This is a genomic window from Lacibacter sp. H407 (genome assembly GCF_037892605.1).
In the GTDB taxonomy this organism is placed as follows: Bacteria; Bacteroidota; Bacteroidia; order Chitinophagales; family Chitinophagaceae; genus Lacibacter.
Genome location: NZ_JBBKTU010000001.1, coordinates 1462047 through 1488007, shown reverse-complemented (window position 1 = coordinate 1488007; position 25961 = coordinate 1462047). Strand labels below are relative to the sequence as shown.

Below are 25961 nucleotides of genomic sequence, written 5' to 3'. Positions count from 1 at the left end.
AGAGGAGTGTGAATGATGAAGCAAGGTTTAAATGAAAATAGAAATCAATTCATCCTGCTGGTGCTGGTAAATGCATTCGTAGGTGCAATGGTTGGTTTGGAGCGAACAGTGATGCCCGACTATGCAGCTGCACGTTTTCAAATGGATTCAACGGTTGCATTGGTTTCATTTATTGCAGCATTCGGCACAACCAAAGCCATCTTTAATTTACTCACGGGTTATTTACACCAGCACTACAATCGCAAACAGATCTTACTACTTGGCTGGGCAGCCGCAATACCTGTTCCTTTTCTTTTACTCTTTGCACAAGATTGGTGGATGGTAATTGTTGCCAATATTTTCTTAGGCATCAATCAGGGGTTGGCATGGTCATCAACAGTTGTTATGAAAGTGGATTTAGTAGGAGCGAAGAACCGTGGACTGGCGATGGGCATTAATGAATTTGCCGGTTATGTGGCTGTTGGGTTAGCCGGTTATCTTGCAACAAGTCTTGCACATACATACGGTGCAGGATTTTATCCGTTTGTACCGGGAATCTTTTTTGTGGTGATCGGTTTTTTACTATCGTGGTTATTGGTAAAAGATACAACTGCATTTGTAACACATGAACAGCAAGCAACTGAACAACGAACATTCAAATCGCTTTGGAAAGAAGTAAGCTTCCGTCATTATAACATGGGTAGTGTGAACATCAATGGGTTTGTTAATAATCTGAATGATGGTGTGTTGTGGGGACTATTACCCATTTGGTTATTATCGAATGGGTACAGCATTTTAGAAACAGGAAGTATTGCTGTTATCTATCCGGCAGTGTGGGGCATCAGTCAATTGTTTGCAGGAAAACTGGGTGATCACTTTTGTAAAAAGCAACTGCTTACTGTTGGCATGTTGTTACAGGCAGCAGGTCTTGTACTCCTTGTAATTGGTACAGCAAAATTATTTGTGATAACTGCTATGCTGTTGATGGGATTGGGAACAGGGTTGGTGTATCCAAACTTCCTCACCGTTATTGCAGAAAATCTTTCACCTGCGCAACGTTCAAAAGGATTAAGCATTTTCCGTTTCTGGAGAGATTTAGGTTATGTTGCCGGTGCATTAGGTGCAGGACTAATTGCAGAACTCTTCAGCATACCTGTTGCGTTTACAGTTGTTGCTGTATTAACAGCAGCAGCCGGCATAATGGCCAATGTACGGATGTGCTGCACCTTTAAACTATTATGGCGCAGCCACACCTGCACAGAAGCTGCTGCTTTTTGAGCCGCTCCAATTAAACAAAACAACTACGTTCGCCAGCTATATAAACAGCATGTGAACGCCTTCGCCTTCGCTGCGTTTATAAAAATCACCAACGGTTATAATATCATCAACGCCTTCGTATAAGTCTTCTTCTTTGTAATGGAACATATCAAACGCAAGTTTGCAGGCCCACATTTTTACTCCTGATGCATAGAGGATATCGAGGAATTCAGGAATCTCCGGCATATCTACTTTTTCCATTTCTTTCTTCATCATGGTTGTTGCCAATGCTTCCATACCGGGGAGCCCGCCAATCATGGTGGGCATATGCATAGCAGGGTTGCCAACTGTAGCAATATGCAGACTATCCATTTTCTTTTTATTGATCGCTTCCAATCCAAAAAAGGTAAAGAATAACTCTGATTCAATTCCTTCCATACGTGCTCCATTAGCTAATACAAAAGCAGCATATACATTTTCCAATGATGCTTTTGATAAGATGATCATCATCTTTTTTATTTTGCCTTTATCTTCATTCATGATTGACAAATTGAAATTGTTTAAATACAACTGGCAGGCTTGGGGATACCCGCAATTTTGGTAGAGGTTTTCAATGGTGCATTGGGGAACAAAGAATAGAACTCTTTAATATCCACTACGCCACTTTTACCCACACGCCTGATGCTGAGTGCAATCTGGTTCTGCTGTTCCTTTTGCAGATATTTCAGCACTTCCCAATGGCGGGGCGTAAGATCAATGTTGGCTTCGGTTGCTAATTCCTTTCCAACACTCTCATCCCATTGGCTGAAATCAGTTAAATAACCTTCTTCGTTAACGGCAATTGTTTTACCTGCTATTGTCTTTTCCATAACATGTATTTAATTAGTGAATGATTTAGTTATAATTTTTTCCGCTTTCGCTCATGGTTGCTGATACAAACGGAATATGTGTTCCTTTGAGTAATACATTCCAATAGATCCAGCGAAAGGCGAGTTTACCCATGTGGTTCATGCGGCTTTCTTTCAACAAACGCAACGGACCAATTCCTGCAAAAGGAAAACTTCCTTCTACCGGTTCATGCGTATAGTTGAAATCGATCAATAACGCTTTCCCTCCACCTGTTTCAATAAAGCAATTCGCATGTCCATCAAATTCTTCTTTCAATGGCTCGTCTTTTACATAGCGAAGAATATTTTCTGTTAAGATCTCCGCTTCAAAGTGTGCAACCGATCCTGCCTTTGATGCAGGTATATTACTTGCGTCACCAATTACAAATACATTCGCATAGTCTTTCGATTGGAGGGTTGCTTTATGAGTTGGTACATAGTTGAGATCATCGCCCATGCCTGAACGTTCCATCAACGCATCACCTTTGTTTGTAGGAACTGTAACAAGAATATCAAACGGAATTTCTCTGCCGCCATAGTCAACAATGGTTTTGTTTTCGTTATCTACATGCTCAATTGCAAAATCACTTTCAATGTTGATTCCTTTTTCATGCAGCAAATGTTCCAGTGCTTCTGTTGCTTTAGGTTTTGTAAACGCACCGCTTAACGGAGTTACATAGGTGATCTCTACTTTATCACGCATGTGCTTATGCTTAAAGAAAGAATCAGCCAGGAAGGCAAATTCCAACGGTGCAACCGGGCATTTGATCGGCATTTCGGTGATATGCACCACCAGTTTACCTCCTTCCCAATCTCTCAATTTATTACGTAATGCCAACGCACCTTCAAATGTGTAGAAATCGAAAACAGATTTCTGCCACTCCTTTCCTCCCATGCCTTCTGTTTCTTCGGGTGCAATTTTTGCACCTGTAGCAACAATGAGAATATCATAATTTAATTCAGCACCATCTTTCAATTGAATTTTATTTTCGGTAGGAACAATGCGTTCAATTTTACGTTTCAGCAGTGTTACATCATTTGGAATAAACTCTTCTATTGTTTTAACAATATCATCGGGTGTATAAATATCAAACGGGAGAAAAAGATAACCAGGTTGATAGTGATGTTCATTGCGCTCATCGATAATCGTAATCTGCCAATCGGGTTGTTTTAATTCATGATGCAGATGATTGGCCATCATGGTACCTGCAGTGCCGGCTCCGAGTATAACTAAATTTTTCATTTGCTGATTGTTTTGTTGTGTGATTTATGACGCAGTAAAAGTCGATCAGCAACAGTTATTGTTTAATGACCACTATGCGTATGTAAAATGATCCTTATCAAGAAAAAATGCAGAACCGTTTATATGCTTGCTGTTGTGTGATTTTTGTCACAACAAAAACTTCTGAAACCCCTGTTCTATGTGATTTTTAACACATAACAAGGCCTTTCCAATAACAGGACTTCATATGATTAAAATCACAAGTTGCACTTACTGCTTGCTCTACTTTTGACTCATTAAAAAAGTATAAAAAGTAAAGAATGAAGTACATCATTGTAGGTGCCGTTGCAGGCGGAGCCAGTACAGCAGCAAGAATCAGAAGATTAGATGAACATGCCGAGATCATCATCTTTGAAAAAGGTGAATACATTTCGTTTGCCAATTGTGGACTGCCATACTATATCGGCGATGTGATCAAAGACCGAAACAAACTCTTTGTACAAACAGCAGCCGCTTTCAATCAACGCTTCAATATTGATGTGCGTGTACAAACAGAAGTAACTGCTATTAACCCATCAGCCAAAACCATTACTGCGGTTAAACAGTTGACCGGCGAGATATATGAAGAAACGTACGACAAACTGATTCTTTCACCCGGAGCAGAACCTGTTCGTCCACCTTTACCCGGCATTGGAATCGAAGGTATTTTCACCTTACGCAATGTACGAGACACTGATTATATTAAAGCGTATGTTCAGCAAAAGCAGGTAACCCGTGCAGTGATCATTGGTGCCGGCTTTATTGGATTGGAAATGGCAGAAAACTTTTATGAGCTTGGTTTGGATGTAACCGTTGTTGAAATGATCAACCAGGTAATGGCTCCTGTTGATTATCCCATTGCTTCGTTTGTGCAGCAACACATCCGTTCAAAAAAAGTACAACTTCGTTTGAACACAGCCGTTACCGGCTTTACAAAAGTGGGCGAAAGAATTGAAGTGACATTGAATAATGGCGAAGTATTGATTGCCGATGTGGTGCTGCTTTCTATTGGTGTTCGTCCCGATACAAGACTCGCAGCAATGGCCAACTTAAAAATCGGACTGGCAAAAGGTATTTGGGTAAATGAATTTCTGCAAACATCCGATCCGGATATTTATGCAGTGGGTGATGCAATTGAATTTGAAAATCCTATTACACATCAACCGATGATCACTTACCTCGCAGGCCCGGCTAACAAACAAGGACGCATCTGCGCCGATAATGTGGTGCTTGGTAATGTTCGCTCCTACAAAGGTTCAATCAATACGGCAATTGTAAAAGTATTCGATAAGACGGTGGGTACAACCGGTACTGCATCAAAACATTTAACTGCTGCAGGCATTGAACATATTGTTTCCACCACACATAGCGGATCACATGCAGGTTATTATCCCGGATCCAAACAAATGACTATACAACTTGCGTTTACACCAAATGAAGGACGCTTACTCAGTGCACAAATTGCAGGTTACGATGGTGTTGATAAACGCCTCGATGTATTTGCATCATTTATCAAACAAGGAAAAACAATTTACGACTTGATAGAGTTTGAACATGCGTATGCACCTCCCTATTCATCAGCCAAAGACCCGGTGAACATGGCTGGTTTTGTTGCGGAGAATATTTTATTGGATCGGTTGCGTGTGTTTTATTGGAATGAAATTGAACAACAAAAACCAGCTGATCTGTTGATTGATGTTCGCCGCAAAGATGAGTTTGAAGCAGGTAATATTCCCGGAGCAATCAATCTGCCTGTTGATGAATTAAGAAACAGGTTAAGTGAAATTCCTAAGAACAAGCCAATTTATATCTATTGCGAAGCAGGTTTACGTGGCTACCTGGCGCAACGTATACTCCGTCAGAATGGATACAACAATGTAGCCAATCTTTCCGGCGGATATTATTTGTGGAAATCATGTACTAACGAACAAAGCAAGCTAATCAGTAAGCCACAGGATTTTCTTGTTCATCAATAAAAATGAGAACTGTTCCTCGCCTACCTTTGCCAACGTTATGACGCAAACTTCCACTTCGCAAAAAGCCGTTGCCAACTGGTTACTCTTCGGCGTGTTCATGTTAATTATTCAGATCTTACTAGGCGGTATTACCCGTTTAACAGGTAGCGGTTTAAGTATTACCGAGTGGGAAGTTGTAACGGGCACCTTGCCACCGTTGAATGAAACAAAGTGGCTGGAAGAATTTGCAAAGTATAAAGGAACACCGCAATACCAATTACTCAATACTGATTTTACACTCAGCGATTTTAAATTCATTTTCTTTTGGGAATGGTTCCATCGTTTATGGGCACGTGTGATGGGAATGGTGTTTGCAGTTGGTTTTATTTACTTTTTAGTACGCAGGTATTTTAAACAGGAGATGATCAAACCGTTGCTCATCTTGTTTTTGCTCGGCGGATTACAAGGTGCTGTTGGTTGGATCATGGTAGCAAGTGGTTTAGTTGGAGATGCCGTGTATGTAAAACCCACAAGACTGGCACTCCATTTTATTTTAGCAATGGGTTTACTTTGTTATACTTTTTGGTTTGCATTGCAGCTGCGTGTAAAAAAAGAACAGATCACACATAACCGTGCTATCAACAGCTTTACATTGTGGCTATTGGTTTTGCTGGTTGTACAATTAATGTTTGGTGCATTGATGGCCGGACATAAAGCAGCCACCGCTGCACCATCGTGGCCCATGATCAACACCGAATGGATTCCTGCTGCATTATTTAAAGATTCACCGTGGCTCATCAACTTTATTGAGAACAAAATCACCATTCATTTTGTACATCGTGGTCTTGCATACTTACTTACTGCACTCGTTATTGTTTGGTATTATAAAGCTGCCAAAGTAAAAGGCTCCGATCTGTTTCAGGTAACACGTTTTCTTCCTTTGTTCCTGGTAGTTCTGCAGGTAGTATTAGGTATTGCTTCAGTACTTACATCACCACAAATTATTCCCAACCGCTGGGGTTTGTTTGAGTGGATGGCGCAACTACATCAACTGGTGGGTATGTTCTTATTGCTCAGCTTTATCTGGGTACTTTACCTGGTACGCCGAAAACAAGTGGCATAACATTTACATCCAAGCAGCGTTCTTACGTAAATTGTTTTCTTTTACGTAACTTCTGTCCCATGAAGAAATACCTGCTTGGCATATGGTATTCATTCCCTGTTCAATTGATCTTTCTGCATTTCCGGAAATATCAGCTGTTGCTGTTATTCTGGATACTGTTGAGCAGTGCCGTAAGCGGTAGCTTTATGAACAATTATGGTGCTGATTCATTATTTCTTTCACCTGAATACCTGGGCGAAGTAAATTTTTTCAGTGCATTATTTGTTGGCGCTGCGTTCGGTGGTTTTTTAATGAGCTGGAATATCACTACGTTTATCCTCTTCAGTAACTACTTCAAGTTTCTGGCTACTACTTCCAAACCATTTTTAAAATATTGTATCAACAACGCAGGCATTCCTGTTCTTTTCATCATTAATTATTTTATCCAGGTTGTACGGTTTGGTAAATACAAAGAATTAATGGCCGATGGAGATATTCTGTTGATCATGTTTGGCTTTATTGCAGGGCTTGTGATTTTTCTTCTTTTCTCCATGCTGTATTTCTTTGGATCGGAAAAAGCGATCATGCGGGATATGCATCCCGTGTTGAGCAATCCGCAACAGTTCATGGAAAAATACAAGCCGGTTCCGGTGAAAGATGCACACGAACCGGTGATCTCTGTCAATTATTTTCTCACAAACTTTTTTACGTATAAAAAAACCAGGAACGTAGCACATTACAGTCATTTGCTATTGGATGTAATTTTTAAACGTCATCACTTTTCTGCTGTGCTGGCCATTATCCTTGCTTTTCTTACGTTGATGATCTATGGTCTTTTTCTCGATCTTCCTTCATTTCAATTGCCGGCAGCTGCAAGCATTTTTGTCTTCTTTTCAATTCTTATAGCAGCTGCAGGTGCGTTGGTGTATTGGCTCGACACATGGAGTATTCCTGTTTTTATCTTGCTGATATTCGTCTTTCATACCTTATTCCAGTATGAGTATATTGATATTCGGAATAAAGCATTTGGATTGAACTATGAAGATCGCAACAAACGTCCTGCCTATTCATTGGCGAATATGCTACGGCTTTGCACTACTGAACAAATGCAGAACGACAGTATGCAAATGATCAAAGTACTTGAAAACTGGAAACAAAAACAAGGAGTTGAAAAACCACTCCTGTATGTTTTGAATGTGAGTGGTGGTGGCAACCGTTCTGCCACATTTACTGTAAACATGCTTTGCCGGCTTGATAGTGCTATGAATGGTGAGTTGATGAAGAAAACATTTTTGTTTTCCGGTGCATCGGGAGGCATGTTGGGTTTAACGTATTACCGGGAGTTATACCGTCAGCAACAAAAAGGAAAAACAGTTGATTTTTCGAATGATAAAATTGCGGGTGATATTTCTAGAGATTTACTCAATCCTATTTTCTCGGCGTATGTAACCAGAGATCTGATTACACCTGCACAAAAATTTTCGGTTGGGCCCTACCGCTTTGTAAAAGACAGAGGCTATGCTTTTGAGCAACAGTTAAATTATAATACCGGTAATATTCTCCAAGATCAGTTGAAAGATTATAAAGAAGATGAGTTTACGGCAAAGATCCCGTTAGGTATTTTCAGTTCTACTGTTTCGCAGGATGGCAGGAAACTGATGATCTGCAGTCAGCCCATTAGTTTTTTGATGCGACCGCAACACGATAGTACAAAAGGAATTATTGCTGAACCTGATGCCATCGACTACACTGCTTTCTTTAAAGATCTTGATCCTTACAATCTCCGCATTCTTACAGCACTTCGTATGAATGCAACATTCCCATACGTGTTACCCAATGTTTGGTTACCTACCAAACCGATTGTGGATGTAATGGATGCCGGTCTTCGTGATAATTACGGACAGGAAATTACTTTACGTTTTCTGCATGTGTTTGCGGAATGGATCAAAGCCAATACATCAGGCGTGGTATTTATTCAGATACGTGATCGGAAAAAAGGTGAATGGAATGATGACTTGACGGAGCCGGGTATCGGAGATATTTTATACAAGCCTGTTACCACGCTGCAGAATAATTTTTACAAAGTGCAGGATTATATGCAGGAAAGTATGATCAGCTATTCACGGTATTCATTTCCGTTATATCGCTTTTCATTCATGTATCAACCGAAGGACAGTAAGAAAGGAGCTGCACTCAGTTTTCATTTAACCACAAGAGAAAAGAAAGATATTGCAGCAGCCGTGCAGGATTCCACTAATGAACAGTCCGTTCGTTCATTAATGAGTTTGGAAGATATTCTTCAACCGGGAAAATTAGCTCAGGGCATTAATAAAGAATAAGCAGCAGGAATTATTTGTACTTCAAATGCTGCTGCCGTTTGTTTTCCATCACCATCAATATGAAAGGGGGCAGCTTCTTTATTCTCAATCAGCAAATGATCTGTTTGAAAATATGTGATGCCCTTTCGCTTTCCAAAATCGTTTGTAAATGTTCCAAAGCGGATATGCCACAATACACGCAGCAATACAAACAACAAGTTTGTTTTTTCAACTGCTACAATATCCAGCATGCCGTCCTGCAAACTCGCCTTCGGTGCAATGGTAAATTGATTTCCAAACTGGTTGCTGTTGGCAATACTGATGAAGTAGGCGTCCAAATTTAAATCAATGTCGTTTGCTTTGAGATTGAATGCATACGTTTTGATACCTGCCAAATTCTTCAGCGTAAGTTGTGCATACTTCCAAAATCCTCTTTTTTCCTGTCGATCAAAATCATGTGCAACCTGTGCATCAAAACCAATTCCGCTGAGCATGCAGGAAAAATGTTTGTTGATGAGAAACGCATCCACAGGTTGTGCTGTGCCGTTGAAAATAATATCCAATGCCTTGTCGGGATCTTTCGGAATACCGGCAGCAAATGCCAATCCATTCCCCGAACCTCTTGGTATGATACCGATGTTTACGGGTAAGTCTCTGATGGCTGCAATAATTGTACTGATAGTTCCATCGCCACCTGCTATTACAACATCGGTTACTGCATCAGCAATTATTTTTTCACGTAGTGAAGAATAGTCTGCATCAGCACGACTATGTTCAATACTGAAGTGTACGGCAGCCGTTGCACAACGTTCGCTGATGAGTTGTTGCAAGGGCTTCCCTTTTTGCACACCTGCCCTGGGGTTGAATAAAAAAATAAAGCGACGCTGCATAGCGTCGCAAAACTAATATTGAAAAGATTAATGAAACAAAAAACCTTTACCGTTTTGGGAAAAGAATATCCCGGTTATAATGCCAGATGGCATCCTGCAGTTTAATAGATGCTTTACGCCTGAACAATGAGCCGATAAGATTAATACTATTACCACTCAGCACCATAATATACCCGGGTGTTCGGTTTTTTTGTGCTACGAGAATTCCGCTGATCACTGCCGCTGTTCCAAACAACGGAAGTATGGTTGATACTCGCTTGCTCTTGATATACTGTTTGTAATAGTTTGTAGCATCGGGAGATATCAGCATCAGGTTTTGCACCGTTGTGTTTTCTACCAAAAATCCATTCATTGTAATACGGCCGCCGAGGCGCATTGTTTTCTGGTTGTATTGCAGCCGCATTGAATCGTTATTGACCTGACTGAATCCTTGCATACTTACGAGCAGCAGCATGAAAGAAAGAATTTGTTTTTTCATATTGTTACGTTGTTTGATCGTGAATTACAGCAACTTCGCTTATGCATTACTGAAAGTATCCATATTCTGTTAATGAATAAGAAGCAGAACGAGTTCTTCTATTCCACAAACCGAATGTTCATCGGTTCTTAATACAGGTTTAAATACTCCTTTGCCCCCGTTCCCTTACTTTTGCCGAAACTTACAGCTGAATATGAAACAATACAATATAAGAATGACACTTTCGGTATTACTTACAGTTGCTGCTTTCATTTTCGTTGCTCAATTGCTGATTCATGAGTTTGACAAAGATCAGCAATTCTTCCTCATCGTTCAATCACTGTTGTTTATTTACCTCGCTGCAATCAACTACTCTGATAGGTTTACACCATTACTTGGCCGTAAACAAACACATTCAGCCATTATCATCATTCTGGCCGTTGTACTTACGTTTAACAACTACGTCTTGGTTACAAGAGAAGCCACTGATGCAGGCATAAATGCTGTTGTAGCATACTTCAGTTTCTAAAGTTTTCATGCTGCTAGATAGACCTGAGGTTACCATTTCAAGAGCGCACTCGCCCAGGTAAATCCGCTGCCAAAAGCTGCGAGGCAAACAAGATCACCGTCTTTTATTTTTCCCTGCTCCCATGCTTCACATAAAGCAATGGGTACCGATGCGGCTGTTGTATTTCCGTACTTCTGAATATTGTTATATACCTGATCGTCACGCAATTTTAATTTTTGTTGCACGAACTGTGCAATGCGAAGGTTTGCCTGGTGCGGGATCAACATTGCTAAGTCAGCAGGTTGATATCCGTTTGTTGTCAACGCTTCCATGATCACTTCCGGAAATTTTACCACCGCTGTTTTGAATACTGCCGGACCATCCATATTTGGAAATAGCTCAGCATTATCAATCATTTCATGACTCATGAACATATCTGCCAACTCAGCTTCATTAAAACTTGCCAGTCCTTCTTTCCAATGGTTGGCATGCGTTCCGGGATTATACATAGCCAGAATTTCGGCATCATTTCCATCACTATGCAAATGCGTACTGAGAATTCCCCGGTTCTCATCAGTTGTTGGCTGTAAAACAACAGCGCCTGCGCCATCGCCAAAGATCACACTTACATTGCGCCCACGTGTACTGAAGTCTAGTCCGAACGAATGTTTCTCTGCGCCCACCACTAAAATATTTTTATACATGCCGCTTTTTATAAACTGATCGGCAACCGAAACAGCATACACAAAACCACTGCATTGATTACGTACATCCAATGCACCCACCTGTTTCATTTTCATCGCCCGTTGCAACAAAACACCGCAACCCGGAAAGTAATAATCAGGGCTTAAGGTTGCAAACACTATAAAGTCGATATCCTGCGGAGTAATGCCTGCACGTTCAATGGCAACTTTGGCAGCTTCCACACCCATGGTAGTGGTTGTCTCCTCAGTTCTGTGCGCATATCTTCTTTCCTTGATGCCGGTTCGTTCCTGGATCCATTCGTCGTTGGTATCCATGTATTTTGTGAGATCATTATTCGTAACAACATGCGATGGAACATACATACCGATGCCGGCAATTTTACTTCTGGTCATATGGCGCAAACATTTGGAAGAGAAAGTTAGGCAATAGAAACGAATTGTAACTGTTTCAAACGATACCATTCAAGCTTACATAAAAAAAGGAGGCAATACCTCCTTTTCTATTCTTGATTTCAATTGTTACATAATTTCCCATACTTCATTACCACGAAGTAGTTTGTCGAGATTGCCTTTGCCTTTTGTAGCAATCACTTCATCAATCTGCAACGTCATTACTTCTTCATAGCAGGCTCTTTCTGTTTCATAAAACACACCGAACGGCCTTGGCAAATGACCAACATTCCGTGGATCATCAAACATGCGTACCAATATCTGTGCTTTGTAAAAATCATTTTCATCATGGATCCACAGATCATCTTTACTTTGTCCTTCCTCAAGATTCACCACTACCGGTTTAAAGCCATCGAGTTTAATCCCTTTATTCTTTGCTGCACCAAATACAAGTGGTTCGCCGTGAGTAAGAAACAATGTTTCTTCCGGCTTACTTGCTTTTTCAGTAAACACTTCAAATGCACCATCGTTAAAGATGTTACAGTTTTGATAGATCTCAAGAAATGAAGCGCCTTTGTGTTTCTGGCTGCGGATCAGTGCTTCCTGCAAATGTTTCGGATCACGATCCATACTGCGTGCAATAAATGTTGCATCAGCACCCATCGCCAATGCCAATGGATTAAATGGATGATCGATACTTCCAAACGGTGTGCTCTTTGTTACTTTTCGTTCTTCAGATGTAGGTGAATATTGTCCTTTGGTTAAACCATAGATCTGGTTGTTGAACAACAGAATATTTACGTCGAAGTTTCTGCGGAGCAAATGAATGGTGTGGTTGCCACCAATACTCAATCCATCACCATCGCCGGTAACGATCCACACACTCAAATCCGGTCGGGCTGCTTTCAACCCGCTGGCAACGGCTGTTGCACGGCCATGGATCGAGTGCATGCCATATGTGTTCATATAATAAGGGAACCGGCTGCTGCAGCCAATACCACTTACAATTACAATATTCTCTTTGGGAATACCCAAGGTTGGCATCACTTTTTGTACCTGTGCCAAAATGGAATAATCACCACAACCAGGGCACCAGCGTACTTCCTGGTCGGTTGCAAAATCCTTTGCGGATAGGGCAGGGGCTGTTATTACGTCGCTCATAGAATTGTATTGCTTCAAAGTTACTGATTATGACAAAACAACGGCTGAAGACGCAAATGAATATTCCGCATTTGTAAAATACCGGTTTGGAATGCTTTGATTTTTTAGAATTAGACATTACCTTATTGTACCAAAATCAACCGCCATGCAGCTTACAGTCAGCAATCTCACCAAAACGTATAGCAACGGGGTGCAGGCCCTGAAAAATGTAAACTTATCGATTCCGCAGGGAATGTTTGGTTTGCTCGGTCCCAACGGTGCAGGAAAATCATCACTCATGCGAACCATTGCTACGCTTCAGGAAGCTGACAGTGGTAGTGTTTTCCTCGACGATCTGGATGTGCTAAAGGAAAAAGCCGCCGTACGAAAAATTCTTGGCTACCTGCCGCAGGAGTTTGGCGTGTATCCGAGAATAACTGCAGAACAAATGCTCGATCATATTGCACGGCTAAAAGGTATTAGTAATGGCAAGGAAAGAAAAGATACTGTGACGGCTTTGTTGAGCCGGGTGAACTTATATACAGAGCGTAAAAAAAATCTGGGCACGTTTTCAGGCGGCATGAAACAACGGTTTGGTATTGCACAGGCTTTGCTTGGCAACCCCAAACTCATTATTGTTGATGAGCCTACTGCCGGCCTTGATCCTGCAGAACGAAACCGTTTTTATAACTTATTAAGTGAATTAGGCACAAACACAATTGTTATTCTTTCTACCCACATCGTTGAAGATGTAAAAACCTTGTGCAGTGATTTTGCGATCATCTGCAATGGTGAAGTGTTGCGACATGATAACCCTGATGAAGCTGTCAATGAAATGCAGGGAAGAATATTTGTAAAATCTGTAGATAAAACTGCTGTTGAAGAACTAAGGCAACAGTACGAAGTTGTTTCTGTACAGATGAAAAGTGGTCAGTTAAGCGTACGTATTTGTAGCGAAACCGATCCGGGTAATGGTTTTATGCCAACTCCTCCAACGTTGGAAGATGTGTATTTCCACCAGATATCCAATCGCATGGATGTAGTTACACTTTAATCATCTGCTAAAAAACTGCTGTATGTTTTTACAAATATTTCTATTTGAGATCAGGTATCGTTTAAAGCGGCCTGCCACTTATATCTACTTCCTGGTATTTTTTCTTTTCGCTTTTCTGTCAATTTCAACGGGTTCAACACCTGCATCAGAAAAAGTATTTCACAATGCACCGTGGACCATGACAAACCTCAACATCACCTTCAGTGTTATTATGCTGCTTGTATGTTCGGCAGTAATGGGTGTTCCGTTGTATCGTGATATTGAACATCAAACGAGGAATTATTTATTCAGTTACCCGATCACCAAAGCAGGATATTTCTGGGGACGATTCTTTGGCTCATTCGTATTTGTATTATTGATCGGCTCATCGCTCAGTTGGGGTGCAATGGCAGGCGCTGCTATTGGTCCGGCGTTTGGATGGGTGCCGGCCGAACGTATTGGCGATTTCGGTATGTGGAATTATTTTCAATCCTTCTTCTTTTTTGGTATTACGAATTTGCTGCTTGCTTCAGTGATCTTCTTTTCGCTTGTAGCAGTTACCCGAAATGTAAAAGTGATCTATACTGCCAGTATATTTTTATTGATCGCTTATTTGGTCGCATCTTTCTTAACAACAGACCTGGAACAAAGAGAACTGGTAAAGTTGCTTGATCCGTTTATGATCAATACGTTTGATCTTGAAACAAGGTATTTCACACCTGCTGAGAAAAACAGCCTGCTGTTACCTGTTACAAAAACCATTTTACTCAATCGCCTTATATGGATTGGCATTTCAATCCTTATTACCTTCTTTGCTTACAGCCGATTCAGTTTTGTACGTTTTCTGCAGCCTGTTACAGAAAAGCTTAGCAAACGGCAAAAGAAAGAATTTGCAACTGCGGCAATACCAAAACATATACCATTTGCAACGCAACTATTCAGTCCGTCACAAATGCGCAGTACCTGGTGGCAGCTCACAAAAATTGAATTCCTGAACATTATTAGAGACAATTATTTCAGAGCCATCTTACTTGGCGGGGTCATTTTTCTCATTCTTGATTTCTGGATCGGTAATACCAATTTCAGTGTGCCCGACAGGCCACTTACGATCTTTTTGATGGATTATAAGAACTTCAACTATCAGATTTTTAATTTCATTATCCTGCTGTTTTATACAGGCGAAACGATTCATCGTGAAAAAACAACAGGTTTCAATATTATAAATGATGCATTACCGGTAACCAATACTGTTTTCTTTTTTTCAAAGCTTTGCGGCCTGATTGCAGTAGCAGCGGTATTGGTAACGATTCCACTTGTTGCAGGTGTATTGATACAAACGTTGAAGGGGCATACAACCTACCAGTTTGATGTATATTTTACCGAGCTATACCTGCTGACACTTCCGGGTTTTGTATTAATGATCCTTCTTTCTTTTGCTGTACACCTGCTGGTAAACAATAAATTTGCAGGACACGGTGTAGCATTGCTCATCTGGATCACCATATTTCTGCTTCGCAATGTTGGCAATATGGATTACAATCTCTTCTTTTATTTCTATACACCAAATTACACCTGGAGCGATATTAACGGGCTTGGCCATTTTGCTTCTCCTCTGTTTTGGTTTAACCTGTATTGGTTATTCTTTGGAACAGCACTGGTAACAATTGCATTTCTGTTTTATCAACGTGGTGTTTCTGGTTCTTTCAAAGAAAGATGGAGTGTTGCAAAGCAGCGATTCAAAGGAGTGCCATCACTCATTATCATTCTATGCTTTGCAGGTTGGCTGGGCACAGGTGCCTACAATTATTATAATGTGAGTTATATTAACAACTACGTCAGTACATCTAAATCAAGATCGAATCAAGCATTGTTTGAGAAAACATTGAAGAAATATGAGAACCTCCCACAACCAAAAATAACAGCAGTTTATTTAAATACAGATATCTATCCTGATGAACGAAAGATCAGCATGTACTCGAAAGTGCATATAAAAAATAAAACCGGGCAAGCGATAGAAGCCATGCATCTGAAAGTTGGTTACGATCTCAAGTATCATCTTTTGTATAATGGAAAAGCACTCAGCTACGAATCTCCTTTGGCTTACTTACATTCGGCATTCAATTTTTTGAAGAAAGGCAAGGATACCGCTAATTACCGCATCTATAAACTTCCTGCTGCTATGCAACCCGGCGATAGTGCTTTGCTTGAAATTTTTTCTGAATATGCTTACAAGGGATTTGTTAACAGTGGTTATGGCCGCCACATCGTTCATAATGGAACTTTTTTTGATGGCGGCATTCCAACTTTTGGCTACGATGATACAGATGAGTTAAGCAGCGATGAACAACGAAAAAAACATAAACTTCCAGCAAAGAATGATGAATATCCTCCACAAACAGATTCACTGGGCAAACGTACATTTCTGTTTTCTGATGATGCTGATCTCATTCACTTTGAAGCAACGGTAAGCACGAAAAAAGGTCAACTGGCGATTGCGCCCGGCTACCTGCAAAAAACATGGACCAAAAACGATCGCACTTATTTTCAGTACATACAGGATACAAAAATTGCAAATATGTTCAGTGTAATTTCCGGCGACTACAATGTGTTTCGTGACAGTGTAACCATATCAAACGGAAACAAGGTGAACATAGAGATCTATCATCAAAAAAATCATGCGTTTAATATTGATCGTTATAACGCTGCATTAAAAGAAGGTCTTGAATATTTTTCAACTGTGTACGGACCTTTTCAGTTCAGACAAATGCGGATTATTGAATTTCCTCGCTATGCAGAATTTGCACAAAGTTTTCCTAACACTGTTCCTTATTCTGAAGCGTTGGGATGGGTTGCAGATTTTTCTGATCCTGATGCGTTTGATTATACCTATTTTATTACTGCACACGAACTCGCACATCAATGGTGGGGACACCAGGTGGGCCCAAACAGAACAAGAGGATCCAATTTAATTGCAGAAGCATTGGCAGAATATACAGCACTCCTGTTAACAGAGCGCAAGTATGGTAAGGATAATATGAAACGCTTTTTGAAAGATGAATTAGACAAATATTTAAATGGAAGAGCTGGCGAATCAAAAAAAGAAAACACGTTTATCAATTGTAACCGAGCATACCAATGGTATAATAAAGGAAGTCTCATCTTATATGGCTTGCGTGATTTAATTGGCGACCAGGCTCTCAATACAGCCTTGCGTGAATTCAGAGATAGTTTTGCTTTGAAAGAAGAACCGCCATTCCCGGGTAGCGATGATCTATACGCCTTTATCAAAAAACATACGCCCGACTCATTGCGTTACTATTTATCTGATACATGGGAGAAAATTACTCTGTACGATAACCGATTCGTCAACGCTACATCGAAAGAAGCAGGTAATGGTTATTACGATGTGAGCATTACAATTTCAAGTAAGAAGTTTTATGCTGATAGCACAGGGAAAGAATCTGTGGCAGCAATGAATGACTATATCGACATTGGAATTTTTGCAGCAGAAAGCAAAAACAAAGATGGTCGCAAACAAACCAATCCATTGTATTTGCAAAAGCACAAGTTAACGCCCGGCATAAAAACCATTACAATACGAGTGAAAGGAAAGCCGATAAAAGCAGGCATTGATCCTTACAACAAACTGATCGATCGCATTCCCGATGACAATACCGGTGATGTGGACTAAGAAAAAGGCAGAGAAGTTCTCTGCCTTTTTTTATGACGCATTTGAATTGATCAATTCTTCCCAATATTCAGCTGCCCTTCTTGTGTGTGGGATCACGATGGTTCCGCCTACAATATTAGCCACAGCAAAAATTTCATACATCTGTGCAGTGCTGATTCCTTCTTCATGGCATTTACCGAGATGATATTTGATACAATCATCACAACGCAACACCATGCTGGCAACAAGACCCAGCATTTCTTTTGTTTGCGTTGACAGCGCCCCCTCAGCATACGTATTGGTATCGAGGTTCCAAAGGCGTTTGATCACCAGATTATCTTTACTTAAGATCACCTCATTCATTTTGGTGCGGTAGTCATTAAATTCCTGTACAAGATTGCTCATAAAAAAAATTTGTTCAAAGATATTGGGTTGTTGGTTGATGTAAATAAAAAGCCCGGCATCAACTTTTGTTTGATAGCCGGGCAACAAACACGCTCAGCATAACCGAACATGGTATGAAGTAATTCTTAATCGAAATTCTTATTCTCCCCTGCTTTGGCGATCTGCACATTCAACACACCTTTCCGGTTTTGTGAATTGGCATCGTACAATACAAAGCCAATCACCCGGGTATTCCCAACCACGTAGCCTGTTGCATCAAACGAATATTGTTTCTCCCATGTATTTCCTTTCGTGATTTGTGCGGCCGGAATCAGATCACCAAAAATATCAGTAGCGGCCGAACGCAATACATTCTTCTGCCGAAAATTGGGAATAGGGTTCGGCAATCCGAAATGACCATAGTTTGCCTGATTATAGAATATGCTATCCTGCACCAACACCAGCACTATTTTCAAAGGCAGCGATGTTGAAATATCAAACTTCACTTTCGCCTTCACCGAAATATTGTTTCCGCTCACCGATGTTTCCAATGCCAACCCAAGTGGTGCCCGTCGTTGCGCCAATTCATCCAATGTCGCCGTCATGTTATTCCATTTTGCATCCCGGTTGAGTACAACAGTTGGTACGCCAGTAACACCTAGGGCTGTGCGCAGCTGTGCATCATAAATGTATTTGAACGGATCATTGCTGCCTGCAGGACCATGTATACCCATCGAAATGAGATTTGGTTTTGTATCTGTATAAGCATCTAACGGAATAACTGTACCGGGACAAATTCCACACCAGGTTCCCGTAAAATCTTCAATCAATACTTTTTGCGTAAATGGTGAAGGGCCGGGGGCGTTGGCAGTAAGAGCAACAACTGCTGATTCAACATTTCCTCTGGTTGCTTTCAGCTGATAGTTGCCGCTTGCAGTTGTAAAAAAGGTTGTTCCGGTGTACACCGTATTATTCAAATAAATAGTTGATGACGATGTTACATCCGCATTATTCTGATCTTTTACTGAAATGGTTACTTCATCAAATCCATCGGCTGTTAGCTGCGCCTTACTTAATTGCACAGTTAATGGTGCCGCCGGTGGTTGTGTTACGGGGTCATCAGTTCCATCCGATTTTGAACAGGAGATGAAAACAAACACGATGAACAACAGCGATAAAAAGGAATTTGTAGTACGCATGACAAATTAGTTTTGAAAAGGGCTTTTTATTTACATCAAATTAGAAATCAAAAGTTGTGATCATTTCAGCAATCTTTCGTCGGCTAACTGACAGCAGCACATATTTAACAATCACCATGAAACAACTCAGTCTTTTTTTACTCGCCCTTCTTACCTATACGTTGTCTGTGGCACAATCAGATTTACCTCAGGTAAAAATCAAGGCATTATCCGGTAGCGAAATATTGTTTTCTACGTTGGCATCATCAAATGATACAGCACTCATCGTTAGCTTTTGGGCTACCTGGTGTATTCCCTGTATTACTGAATTGGAAACGATCAATGATCAGCTGGAAGAAAGGCAGCAGATAACGCCATTTAAACTCATTGCTGTTTCCGTTGATGATACCCGTAGTGCAGCACGTGTACCATCCTTTGTAAAAGGAAGAGGCTGGAACTTTCCTATTTACTTCGACACAAACAGCGATCTAAAACGTGCACTCAACATCAATGACATTCCTCATATCCTTATCATAAAAAATGGAAAGATCATCTATCAGCATACCGGGTATGTGCCGGGTAATGAAGAAGAATTATTTGAAGCTATCAGCAAACAATAACAACCATTCTAACGAAACCACACAATGAAAAACTGCTTCCTGATCTTACTCTGCTTTCACTGCATTGATGCGTTTGCACAAACAACCGATAAAGGACACCTCAGTGGAAGCTTTGATTCGTACACACAATTTTATCAGAAAGATGAGAAGATCAATGCGATACTTCCGCAAGATCGTGTTGGCTCCAATAATTTTCTCAAGCTCGATTATAATTACAAAAATTTCACGGCTGGGGTGCAGTTCGAAAGTTACTTGCCATCTATCGCCGGGTATCCCTTCAACATCAATCAAAGCAAATTAGTAAATCGGTATTTCAAATACACAGCTAAAAAATTTTCGGTGCAGGTTGGTGATTTTTATGAACAGTTTGGAAGCGGTTTGGTCTACCGTTCGTGGGAGAACAGACAGATCGGTATTAACAACGCATTGGAAGGTGTGAATGTGCAGGTAACGCCATTACCTTTTTTACATATAAAAGCGATTGCCGGCAAACAACGTAAAGTATTCGAACGGGCCAACTCTGTTGTGCGTGGCGCTGATGTTGCAATTGACTTTTCCAGATTCAGCAAAAAAGAAAACCCAACTACAAGAGTAGAAGCCGGGTTGAGTTATGTAACACGCTATCAGCAATACACTGGACCTGATCCTGAATTTCCGGCAACAGTTAAAGCCGTGGCTGCAAGACTTGACATTGCCGGACCCGTTGCATCTCTATCGGTAGAGTATGTAAATAAAGCAAAAGATCCATCTCTTACAAACAATCAGGATGTAAGTGATGGAAAAGCATTTTTGGTAAATGGCTCTGTGGCTGCCGGTAAATTTGGCATGAATGTGAGCTTTCGCAGCATGGAGAATATGGATTTTCGTGGTGAGCGTGATGCGATCGGCACGTCAGTACCCGTAAATTTTGTTCCTGCACTCACACGTCCGCATGATTATTTAACTACAAATATTTATGTGTACAATGCTCAAGCACTTGGTGAAATAGGTGGACAGGCCGATCTGTTTTATACGATTTCTAAAAATTCAAAAAAACCTTCACGCATTGGTATCAACTTTTCGCACTATCGATCGTTGAAGACAACAAATAATATTTTCAGCATCGGAAAGAATGCGTACTTCCGTGATTTGAGTATTGAATGGAAAAAGAAATGGAGCAGTAAATGGAACAGTATTGTTGCCTATCACAATTTGTTTTACAACAAATCAGTTGTAGAAGGAGGTATTTATGATGACATTACAGCGAATATTGTTGTGTTGAATACAACTTATAAGTACACAGCAAAAAAATCGTTCCGGTTTGAATTGCAACATTTGTCTACACAGCAAGATAACGGCAATTGGGCAGCAGCAGTAACAGAGTTCAACTTTGCACCTTCGCTAAGTTTTTACTTTAGTGATCTCTATAACTATGATGTTACAAATACACACTACCCAAATGTTGGGGGCAGTTTTACAAAAAACGGAAGTCGCTTTTCGTTGGCGTACGGCCGTCAACGTGCCGGTTTATTTTGTGTGGGAGGTATTTGCCGGTTTGTACCTGCTGCAACAGCCATTACCGCAACATTGACCGTTACATTTAACAGCAATTAAAAAGTCCTGCAATGCAGGACTTTTTAATTAATTTTTATGCGATTTATTTACAACACTTCTTTCACCACATTATAAATCACTTTCGGGCTGCCAAGCGTATAATAATGCAACACCGGAACACCAAATGCTTTCAGTTCTTTCGATTGTTGTATCAACCATTCTGTTCCTACTTTCTTGCAATCATCATCCGTTTTTGCTTTCATGATCTCATTGCTCAATTCAGTTGGAATATCAACATGAAATGTACGTGGAATAACAGAGAGTTGTTTTTTACTTGTCAATGGTTTTAAACCGGGAATAATAGGTACTTCAATTCCATTATCACGACACTGTTTTACAAATGCAAAAAACTTGCTGTTGTCAAAAAACATCTGCGTCATAATATACTCAGCACCTGCATCCACTTTATCCTTGAGGCGTTGCATTTCAATTTCAAGGTTGGGCGTTTCGAAATGCTTTTCAGGATAACCTGCAACTCCTGCACAGAAATCGGTACGGAATCCGTCACGGATATCTTCTTCGAGATAAATTCCATGATTGAGGTTGATGGTTTGTTTCAACAGATCGATCGCTAAGCGATTTCCATCGGGGTGTGGTTCGAAATTGGCTTCGTTCTTCGCCGCATCACCACGCAGCACCAACACATTCTGTACACCAATAAAATTGAGATCGATCAATGCATCTTCCGTTTCTCGTTTGGAGAACCCACCACAAATCAAATGCGGAACAGCATCAATATCATAATGGTTTTGCAAAGCCGCACAAATACCAACAGTACCGGGGCGCTTTCGTATCTCCACTTTTTCAAATGTACCATCAGCCTTTTTCTTAAACACCTGTTCGGCCCGGTGATAGGTAACATTGATCCACGATGGTTTAAATTCCATCAACGGATCCAGATGATCGAAAATTGAATTGATGGTTTTTCCTTTTAAAGGGGGAAGAATTTCAAACGACACCAATGTATCTTTTGCCTGAGCGATATGTTCGGTTACTTTCATTTCTTGTTTGGTTTGGCGCTGTTGCTTTTCCGGTTCAATGCCTGCACAGGCCCTGAAGAGATTGCGATGCAACGATGTTTAACCGGAGTACCAGAAGCCGGTATCAAAAAATTTCATGCAAACATATAACAGCAGCGGTTCTTAATCAAACAATGTTTGCTACTACAGCAAAGGTTGCCAACCTTCTTCCCTTACTGATTTACCTCTGCTTTTGATGCAAGGTTGGCAACCTTGTAGGCCCATTGATCAAACAATGTTTGCCTGTTACTTTCACATTTTAAAAGGGAATGAACAAATGTTCATAAAGAAGAATGCGGTATTTTCGCAACTACAAATTTTTACTTTGAGTTTAAAAATTCATACATCTGAGCTGGTAAAACGATATCGCAACCGAACGGTTGTAAACCATGTGAGTATTGAAGTGAACCAAGGCGAGATCGTTGGGTTACTAGGTCCAAACGGTGCAGGTAAAACCACAACGTTTTACATGGTGGTAGGGTTTATTAAACCCGATGAAGGCGAGGTGTTTTTGAATGATGATAATATCAGCAACCAGCCCATGTACAAACGGGCGCAAATGGGTATTGGCTACCTGCCACAGGAAGCCAGTGTGTTCCGCAAACTCACAGTGGAAGAAAATATTGCGGCTGTACTGGAAATGACCAAGCTGAGCAAGCAGGAACAACGGGAAAAATTAGAAGACCTGTTGAGTGAATTCCGCCTGCATCATGTGCGCAAGAACCAGGGCGATTCGTTGAGCGGTGGCGAACGCCGTAGAACTGAAATTGCACGTGCCTTAGCAGTAGACCCCAAGTTTATTTTACTGGATGAACCGTTTGCAGGTGTGGATCCAATTGCAGTAGAAGATATTCAGGCAATTGTAGCCAAACTCAAATACCGCAACATCGGCATATTGATCACCGACCATAATGTAACTGAAACCTTATCGATCTGCGACCGTGCCTACCTGTTGATCGAAGGAAAGATATTTAAACATGGCTCGGCCGAAGAGTTGGCCGATGATGAGCATGTACGTCGTCTTTATCTTGGTCGCAACTTTGAATTGAAGCGGAAAGATTACCTGCACGAAGAGGCTAAAACGCCTGTTAACGAAGAACCATCTTAACACACCTGAAGTCGTTTAACTTTTTTATCTTGCCGAAGGATGAGACTGCTTAGCCCTGCTATATCAAGACTTGCACGCCTGCGGATGTGGCGTATTGAAAGCTGGATGAATAATCCGGTGGCAGCGCAGCGGGAAGTATTGCAGGATTTGGTGACTACCGCTCAGTACACGCAATTTGGTCAGCAGTATAATTTTGGAAAGCTGTTTAATCTGCGTGATTTCAAAAACACAGTTCCTGTGCATGAGTACGACGACATCAAGCCGCATATTGAGCGGATGATGAAGGGTGAAGAAAATGTACTATGGCCTACACCTGTTACATGGTTTGCAAAAAGCAGCGGCACCACCAGCGATAAAAGCAAGTTTATTCCCGTGAGTGATGAGAGTATGAAAGATGGCCACTTCCAGGTAAGCAAAGATGTGCTCACACTTTATTACAATAATTTTCCTGCGTCTGATCTGTTAACCGGTAAAGGATTGGTAATTGGTGGCAGTCATAATATCTACGCACTTAACGAAGACATACAATATGGCGATCTAAGTGCAGTGCTGATGCAGAACGCTCCCTTCTGGACCAACTGGATACGCACACCAGAGCTGAGTATTTTGTTGATGGATGAATGGGAGAGCAAAATTGAAAAGCTGGCTGAAGTAACTATTAAAGAAAATGTAACATCGATTTCGGGTGTACCTACCTGGAGTATGGTGCTGTTCCGTCGTATTTTAGAAATAACCGGTAAGCAAACCATTGCTGAAGTGTGGCCGGAGCTGGAACTGTTTATGCATGGCGGCGTATCGTTTGTGCCATACCGTGAGCAATTCCAACAATTGATCGGAAAGCCGATCAATTATCTGGAAATGTACAATGCCAGCGAAGGTTTCTTTGCAGCACAGGATAAGCCAGGCGAAGAGGGTATGTTACTGTTTGCTGATCACGGCATTTTTTATGAGTTTATGCCGCTGGAAGAATACGGTAACCGTTTCCCCAAAACAATTGGTTTAAATAAAGTGGAGCTTGGTAAAAACTATGCACTCATTATTAGTACCAATGGCGGTTTGTGGCGATACATAGTGGGCGATACTGTTCAGTTTACAGCGCTGCAACCCTTCCGTATAAAAGTAAGTGGCCGCTTAAAACATTTCATTAATGCATTTGGTGAAGAGTTAATGGTGGACAATACAGACAGAGCTGTTGCCATCGCCTGTGAACAAACGGGTGCTATTGTAAGCGAATACACGGCTGCTCCCATTTACTTCAGCCACAGCAGCAATGGTGCACATGAATGGTTGATTGAGTTTGAAAAAGATCCGGTTGGCTTAAACGATTTCGTGTATGAGCTGGATACTGCTTTGAAAAATCTCAACAGCGATTACGAAGCCAAACGACACAAGAATATTGCACTTCGTTTGCCATTTGTACAGCCGATGCGAAAAGGAACGTTTCACGCATGGATGCAGAGCAAGGGTAAATTAGGTGGTCAACACAAAGTGCCACGGTTGAGCAATGATCGTCAGTATGTTGAAGATATTCTCCGTTTCAATCAATCACATGAAGCTGAAAGATAAACTGAAAGATTACAAACCGCTCCACTGGATCTATAACCTGCTTCATGTAAAACAACTACATCACAACAAAGAAGCATACAGTAAGTATCGTGTACACAAGCCGCTGTTTGATTCCATCAGCAGCAAAGATTTCCCCGATAAAATTTCAAGTGCATGGCTCGATATTAATGATTCGGCTACCGTTGTTGCAACCAAAGAAAGCTATCAACAATTTCCACCCGATGTACAGGAACAATTACAACAATGGAGCAGCAATGGATTCCTGCACATCAAACAACATTTCAGCAGTCAACAAGTAGACGATGTAAACAAAGCAATGGATGAACTCATTCATCAACAACATTTGCCCATCACCCACGATAACAAGGTGATGTATGGCTACAAACATTCGCCCGTTATTAAACAGATGATGCAGGACGAAGGACTGAAGAATTTACTTTCCTTCATTTTAGATAAAGAAGTAGTTCCGTTTCAAACACTCAACTTTGTAAAAGGCAGCGGTCAACGTGCTCACAGCGATAGTATCCACATGACCACTTATCCATTGGGTTATTTAATTGCTGCATGGATCGCATTGGAAGATATTCATCCCGACAGCGGACCACTCTTTTATTACAGAGGCAGCCATAAACTTCCGTATTTGCTCAATGATGATTTTGAAAACTACAGCACACGGTTAAAGCTGGGCAATAAGCAATACAGCGATTATGAGGATATGACCGATGAAATTCTTTCGCAAAATCAATTTGAGAAGGAAGTATTTCTCCCGAAAAAAGGTGATGTACTTATTTGGCATGCCAACCTGATTCATGGCGGTGTACCCGTTGCAAATCCTTCACTTACACGCAAAAGCATGGTGGTGCATTACTACGCCAAAGATGTGATCAAGTACCACGAAATAACAGAACGGCCATCTTTGATGGAAGAAGAATAAACTGCCTG

22 protein-coding genes are annotated in these 25961 nt (G+C 41.0%); 12 read left to right on the top strand and 10 right to left on the bottom strand.

The window, feature by feature from the left end:
- The first annotated feature begins 15 nt into the window (after positions 1-15).
- Positions 16-1257 carry an MFS transporter gene (locus tag WG989_RS06510; protein WP_340428156.1) on the top strand — a complete coding sequence of 414 codons (1242 nt, stop codon included), beginning with the start codon at positions 16-18 and terminating at the stop codon, positions 1255-1257.
- Between the two features lie 36 nt (positions 1258-1293).
- Here the strand turns inward: WG989_RS06510 and WG989_RS06505 are convergent, their stop codons facing one another.
- The 3 genes from WG989_RS06505 to sqr are packed head-to-tail and all read right to left on the bottom strand — an operon-like array spanning position 1294 to position 3366.
- Positions 1294-1776 carry a DsrE/DsrF/DrsH-like family protein gene (locus WG989_RS06505; RefSeq protein WP_340428155.1) on the bottom strand — a complete coding sequence of 161 codons (483 nt, stop codon included), beginning with the start codon at positions 1774-1776 and terminating at the stop codon, positions 1294-1296.
- 20 nt (positions 1777-1796) lie between these two features.
- Complete coding sequence (locus WG989_RS06500) at positions 1797-2105, bottom strand: TusE/DsrC/DsvC family sulfur relay protein (RefSeq protein WP_340428154.1); 309 nt, start codon at positions 2103-2105, stop codon at positions 1797-1799.
- 25 nt (positions 2106-2130) lie between these two features.
- A complete protein-coding gene (gene sqr / locus WG989_RS06495) occupies positions 2131-3366 on the bottom strand; it encodes a type III sulfide quinone reductase, selenoprotein subtype (RefSeq protein ID WP_340428153.1) in 1236 nt (411 codons plus the stop codon).
- Positions 3367-3665: 299 nt separating this feature from the next.
- On the opposite strand from sqr, the gene WG989_RS06490 reads away from it, so the two are divergent.
- The 3 genes from WG989_RS06490 to WG989_RS06480 are packed head-to-tail and all read left to right on the top strand — an operon-like array spanning position 3666 to position 8780.
- A complete protein-coding gene (locus tag WG989_RS06490; RefSeq protein ID WP_340428152.1) occupies positions 3666-5360 on the top strand; it encodes an FAD-dependent oxidoreductase in 1695 nt (564 codons plus the stop codon).
- Between the two features lie 37 nt (positions 5361-5397).
- Positions 5398-6462, top strand: coding sequence for a COX15/CtaA family protein (locus WG989_RS06485; protein ID WP_340428151.1), 1065 nt, complete (start codon positions 5398-5400; stop codon positions 6460-6462).
- A 59-nt stretch (positions 6463-6521) separates the two neighbouring features.
- Positions 6522-8780 carry a hypothetical protein gene (locus WG989_RS06480; RefSeq protein WP_340428150.1) on the top strand — a complete coding sequence of 753 codons (2259 nt, stop codon included), beginning with the start codon at positions 6522-6524 and terminating at the stop codon, positions 8778-8780.
- Here WG989_RS06480 and WG989_RS06475 read toward each other — a convergent pair.
- Positions 8759-9649 (bottom strand): diacylglycerol/lipid kinase family protein, encoded by an 891-nt coding sequence (locus WG989_RS06475; protein WP_340428148.1) that lies wholly within the window; start codon positions 9647-9649, stop codon positions 8759-8761. The genes WG989_RS06480 and WG989_RS06475 overlap by 22 nt on opposite strands.
- Before the next feature lie 46 nt (positions 9650-9695).
- Positions 9696-10127 (bottom strand): hypothetical protein, encoded by a 432-nt coding sequence (locus WG989_RS06470; protein WP_340428147.1) that lies wholly within the window; start codon positions 10125-10127, stop codon positions 9696-9698.
- Positions 10128-10320: 193 nt separating this feature from the next.
- Between WG989_RS06470 and WG989_RS06465 the strand changes: the two genes are divergently transcribed.
- Positions 10321-10635 (top strand): hypothetical protein, encoded by a 315-nt coding sequence (locus tag WG989_RS06465; RefSeq protein ID WP_340428146.1) that lies wholly within the window; start codon positions 10321-10323, stop codon positions 10633-10635.
- A 29-nt stretch (positions 10636-10664) separates the two neighbouring features.
- Here WG989_RS06465 and WG989_RS06460 read toward each other — a convergent pair whose 3' ends face one another.
- On the bottom strand, positions 10665-11711 hold the full coding sequence (locus WG989_RS06460) for a 3-oxoacyl-ACP synthase III family protein (RefSeq protein ID WP_340428145.1): 1047 nt from the start codon (positions 11709-11711) through the stop codon (positions 10665-10667).
- A gap of 126 nt (positions 11712-11837) precedes the next feature.
- On the bottom strand, positions 11838-12869 hold the full coding sequence (locus WG989_RS06455) for a 2-oxoacid:ferredoxin oxidoreductase subunit beta (protein WP_340428144.1): 1032 nt from the start codon (positions 12867-12869) through the stop codon (positions 11838-11840).
- 145 nt (positions 12870-13014) lie between these two features.
- Between WG989_RS06455 and WG989_RS06450 the strand changes: the two genes are divergently transcribed.
- Positions 13015-13902, top strand: coding sequence for an ABC transporter ATP-binding protein (locus WG989_RS06450; RefSeq protein ID WP_340428143.1), 888 nt, complete (start codon positions 13015-13017; stop codon positions 13900-13902).
- Between the two features lie 22 nt (positions 13903-13924).
- Positions 13925-17572, top strand: a complete 3648-nt coding sequence (locus WG989_RS06445) for an ABC transporter permease/M1 family aminopeptidase (protein ID WP_340428141.1) — start codon at positions 13925-13927, stop codon at positions 17570-17572.
- A 30-nt stretch (positions 17573-17602) separates the two neighbouring features.
- Here WG989_RS06445 and WG989_RS06440 read toward each other — a convergent pair whose 3' ends face one another.
- Complete coding sequence (locus WG989_RS06440) at positions 17603-17956, bottom strand: carboxymuconolactone decarboxylase family protein (RefSeq protein ID WP_340428140.1); 354 nt, start codon at positions 17954-17956, stop codon at positions 17603-17605.
- Between the two features lie 125 nt (positions 17957-18081).
- Entirely contained in the window at positions 18082-19134 is a 1053-nt protein-coding gene (locus WG989_RS06435; RefSeq protein WP_340428138.1) for an Omp28-related outer membrane protein, read from the bottom strand.
- Positions 19135-19250: 116 nt separating this feature from the next.
- Between WG989_RS06435 and WG989_RS06430 the strand changes: the two genes are divergently transcribed.
- Both WG989_RS06430 and WG989_RS06425 read left to right on the top strand, forming a co-directional pair.
- Positions 19251-19733 carry a TlpA family protein disulfide reductase gene (locus WG989_RS06430; RefSeq protein WP_340428137.1) on the top strand — a complete coding sequence of 161 codons (483 nt, stop codon included), beginning with the start codon at positions 19251-19253 and terminating at the stop codon, positions 19731-19733.
- 24 nt (positions 19734-19757) lie between these two features.
- The gene (locus WG989_RS06425; protein ID WP_340428136.1) at positions 19758-21326 is read left to right on the top strand and encodes a DUF6029 family protein; all 1569 of its coding nucleotides are present in this window, start codon (positions 19758-19760) and stop codon (positions 21324-21326) included.
- A 47-nt stretch (positions 21327-21373) separates the two neighbouring features.
- Here WG989_RS06425 and WG989_RS06420 read toward each other — a convergent pair whose 3' ends face one another.
- Positions 21374-22327, bottom strand: a complete 954-nt coding sequence (locus WG989_RS06420; protein WP_340428135.1) for a methylenetetrahydrofolate reductase — start codon at positions 22325-22327, stop codon at positions 21374-21376.
- A 343-nt stretch (positions 22328-22670) separates the two neighbouring features.
- Here WG989_RS06420 and lptB point away from each other — a divergent pair, with 343 nt between their 5' ends.
- The 3 genes from lptB to WG989_RS06405 are packed head-to-tail and all read left to right on the top strand — an operon-like array spanning position 22671 to position 25953.
- Entirely contained in the window at positions 22671-23453 is a 783-nt protein-coding gene (gene lptB / locus WG989_RS06415; protein WP_340428134.1) for an LPS export ABC transporter ATP-binding protein, read from the top strand.
- Positions 23454-23492: 39 nt separating this feature from the next.
- Positions 23493-25019 carry a GH3 auxin-responsive promoter family protein gene (locus WG989_RS06410; protein WP_340428133.1) on the top strand — a complete coding sequence of 509 codons (1527 nt, stop codon included), beginning with the start codon at positions 23493-23495 and terminating at the stop codon, positions 25017-25019.
- On the top strand, positions 25003-25953 hold the full coding sequence (locus WG989_RS06405) for a phytanoyl-CoA dioxygenase family protein (protein ID WP_340428132.1): 951 nt from the start codon (positions 25003-25005) through the stop codon (positions 25951-25953). The genes WG989_RS06410 and WG989_RS06405 overlap by 17 nt, the downstream gene beginning before the upstream one ends.
- The last annotated feature ends 8 nt before the right edge of the window (positions 25954-25961 follow it).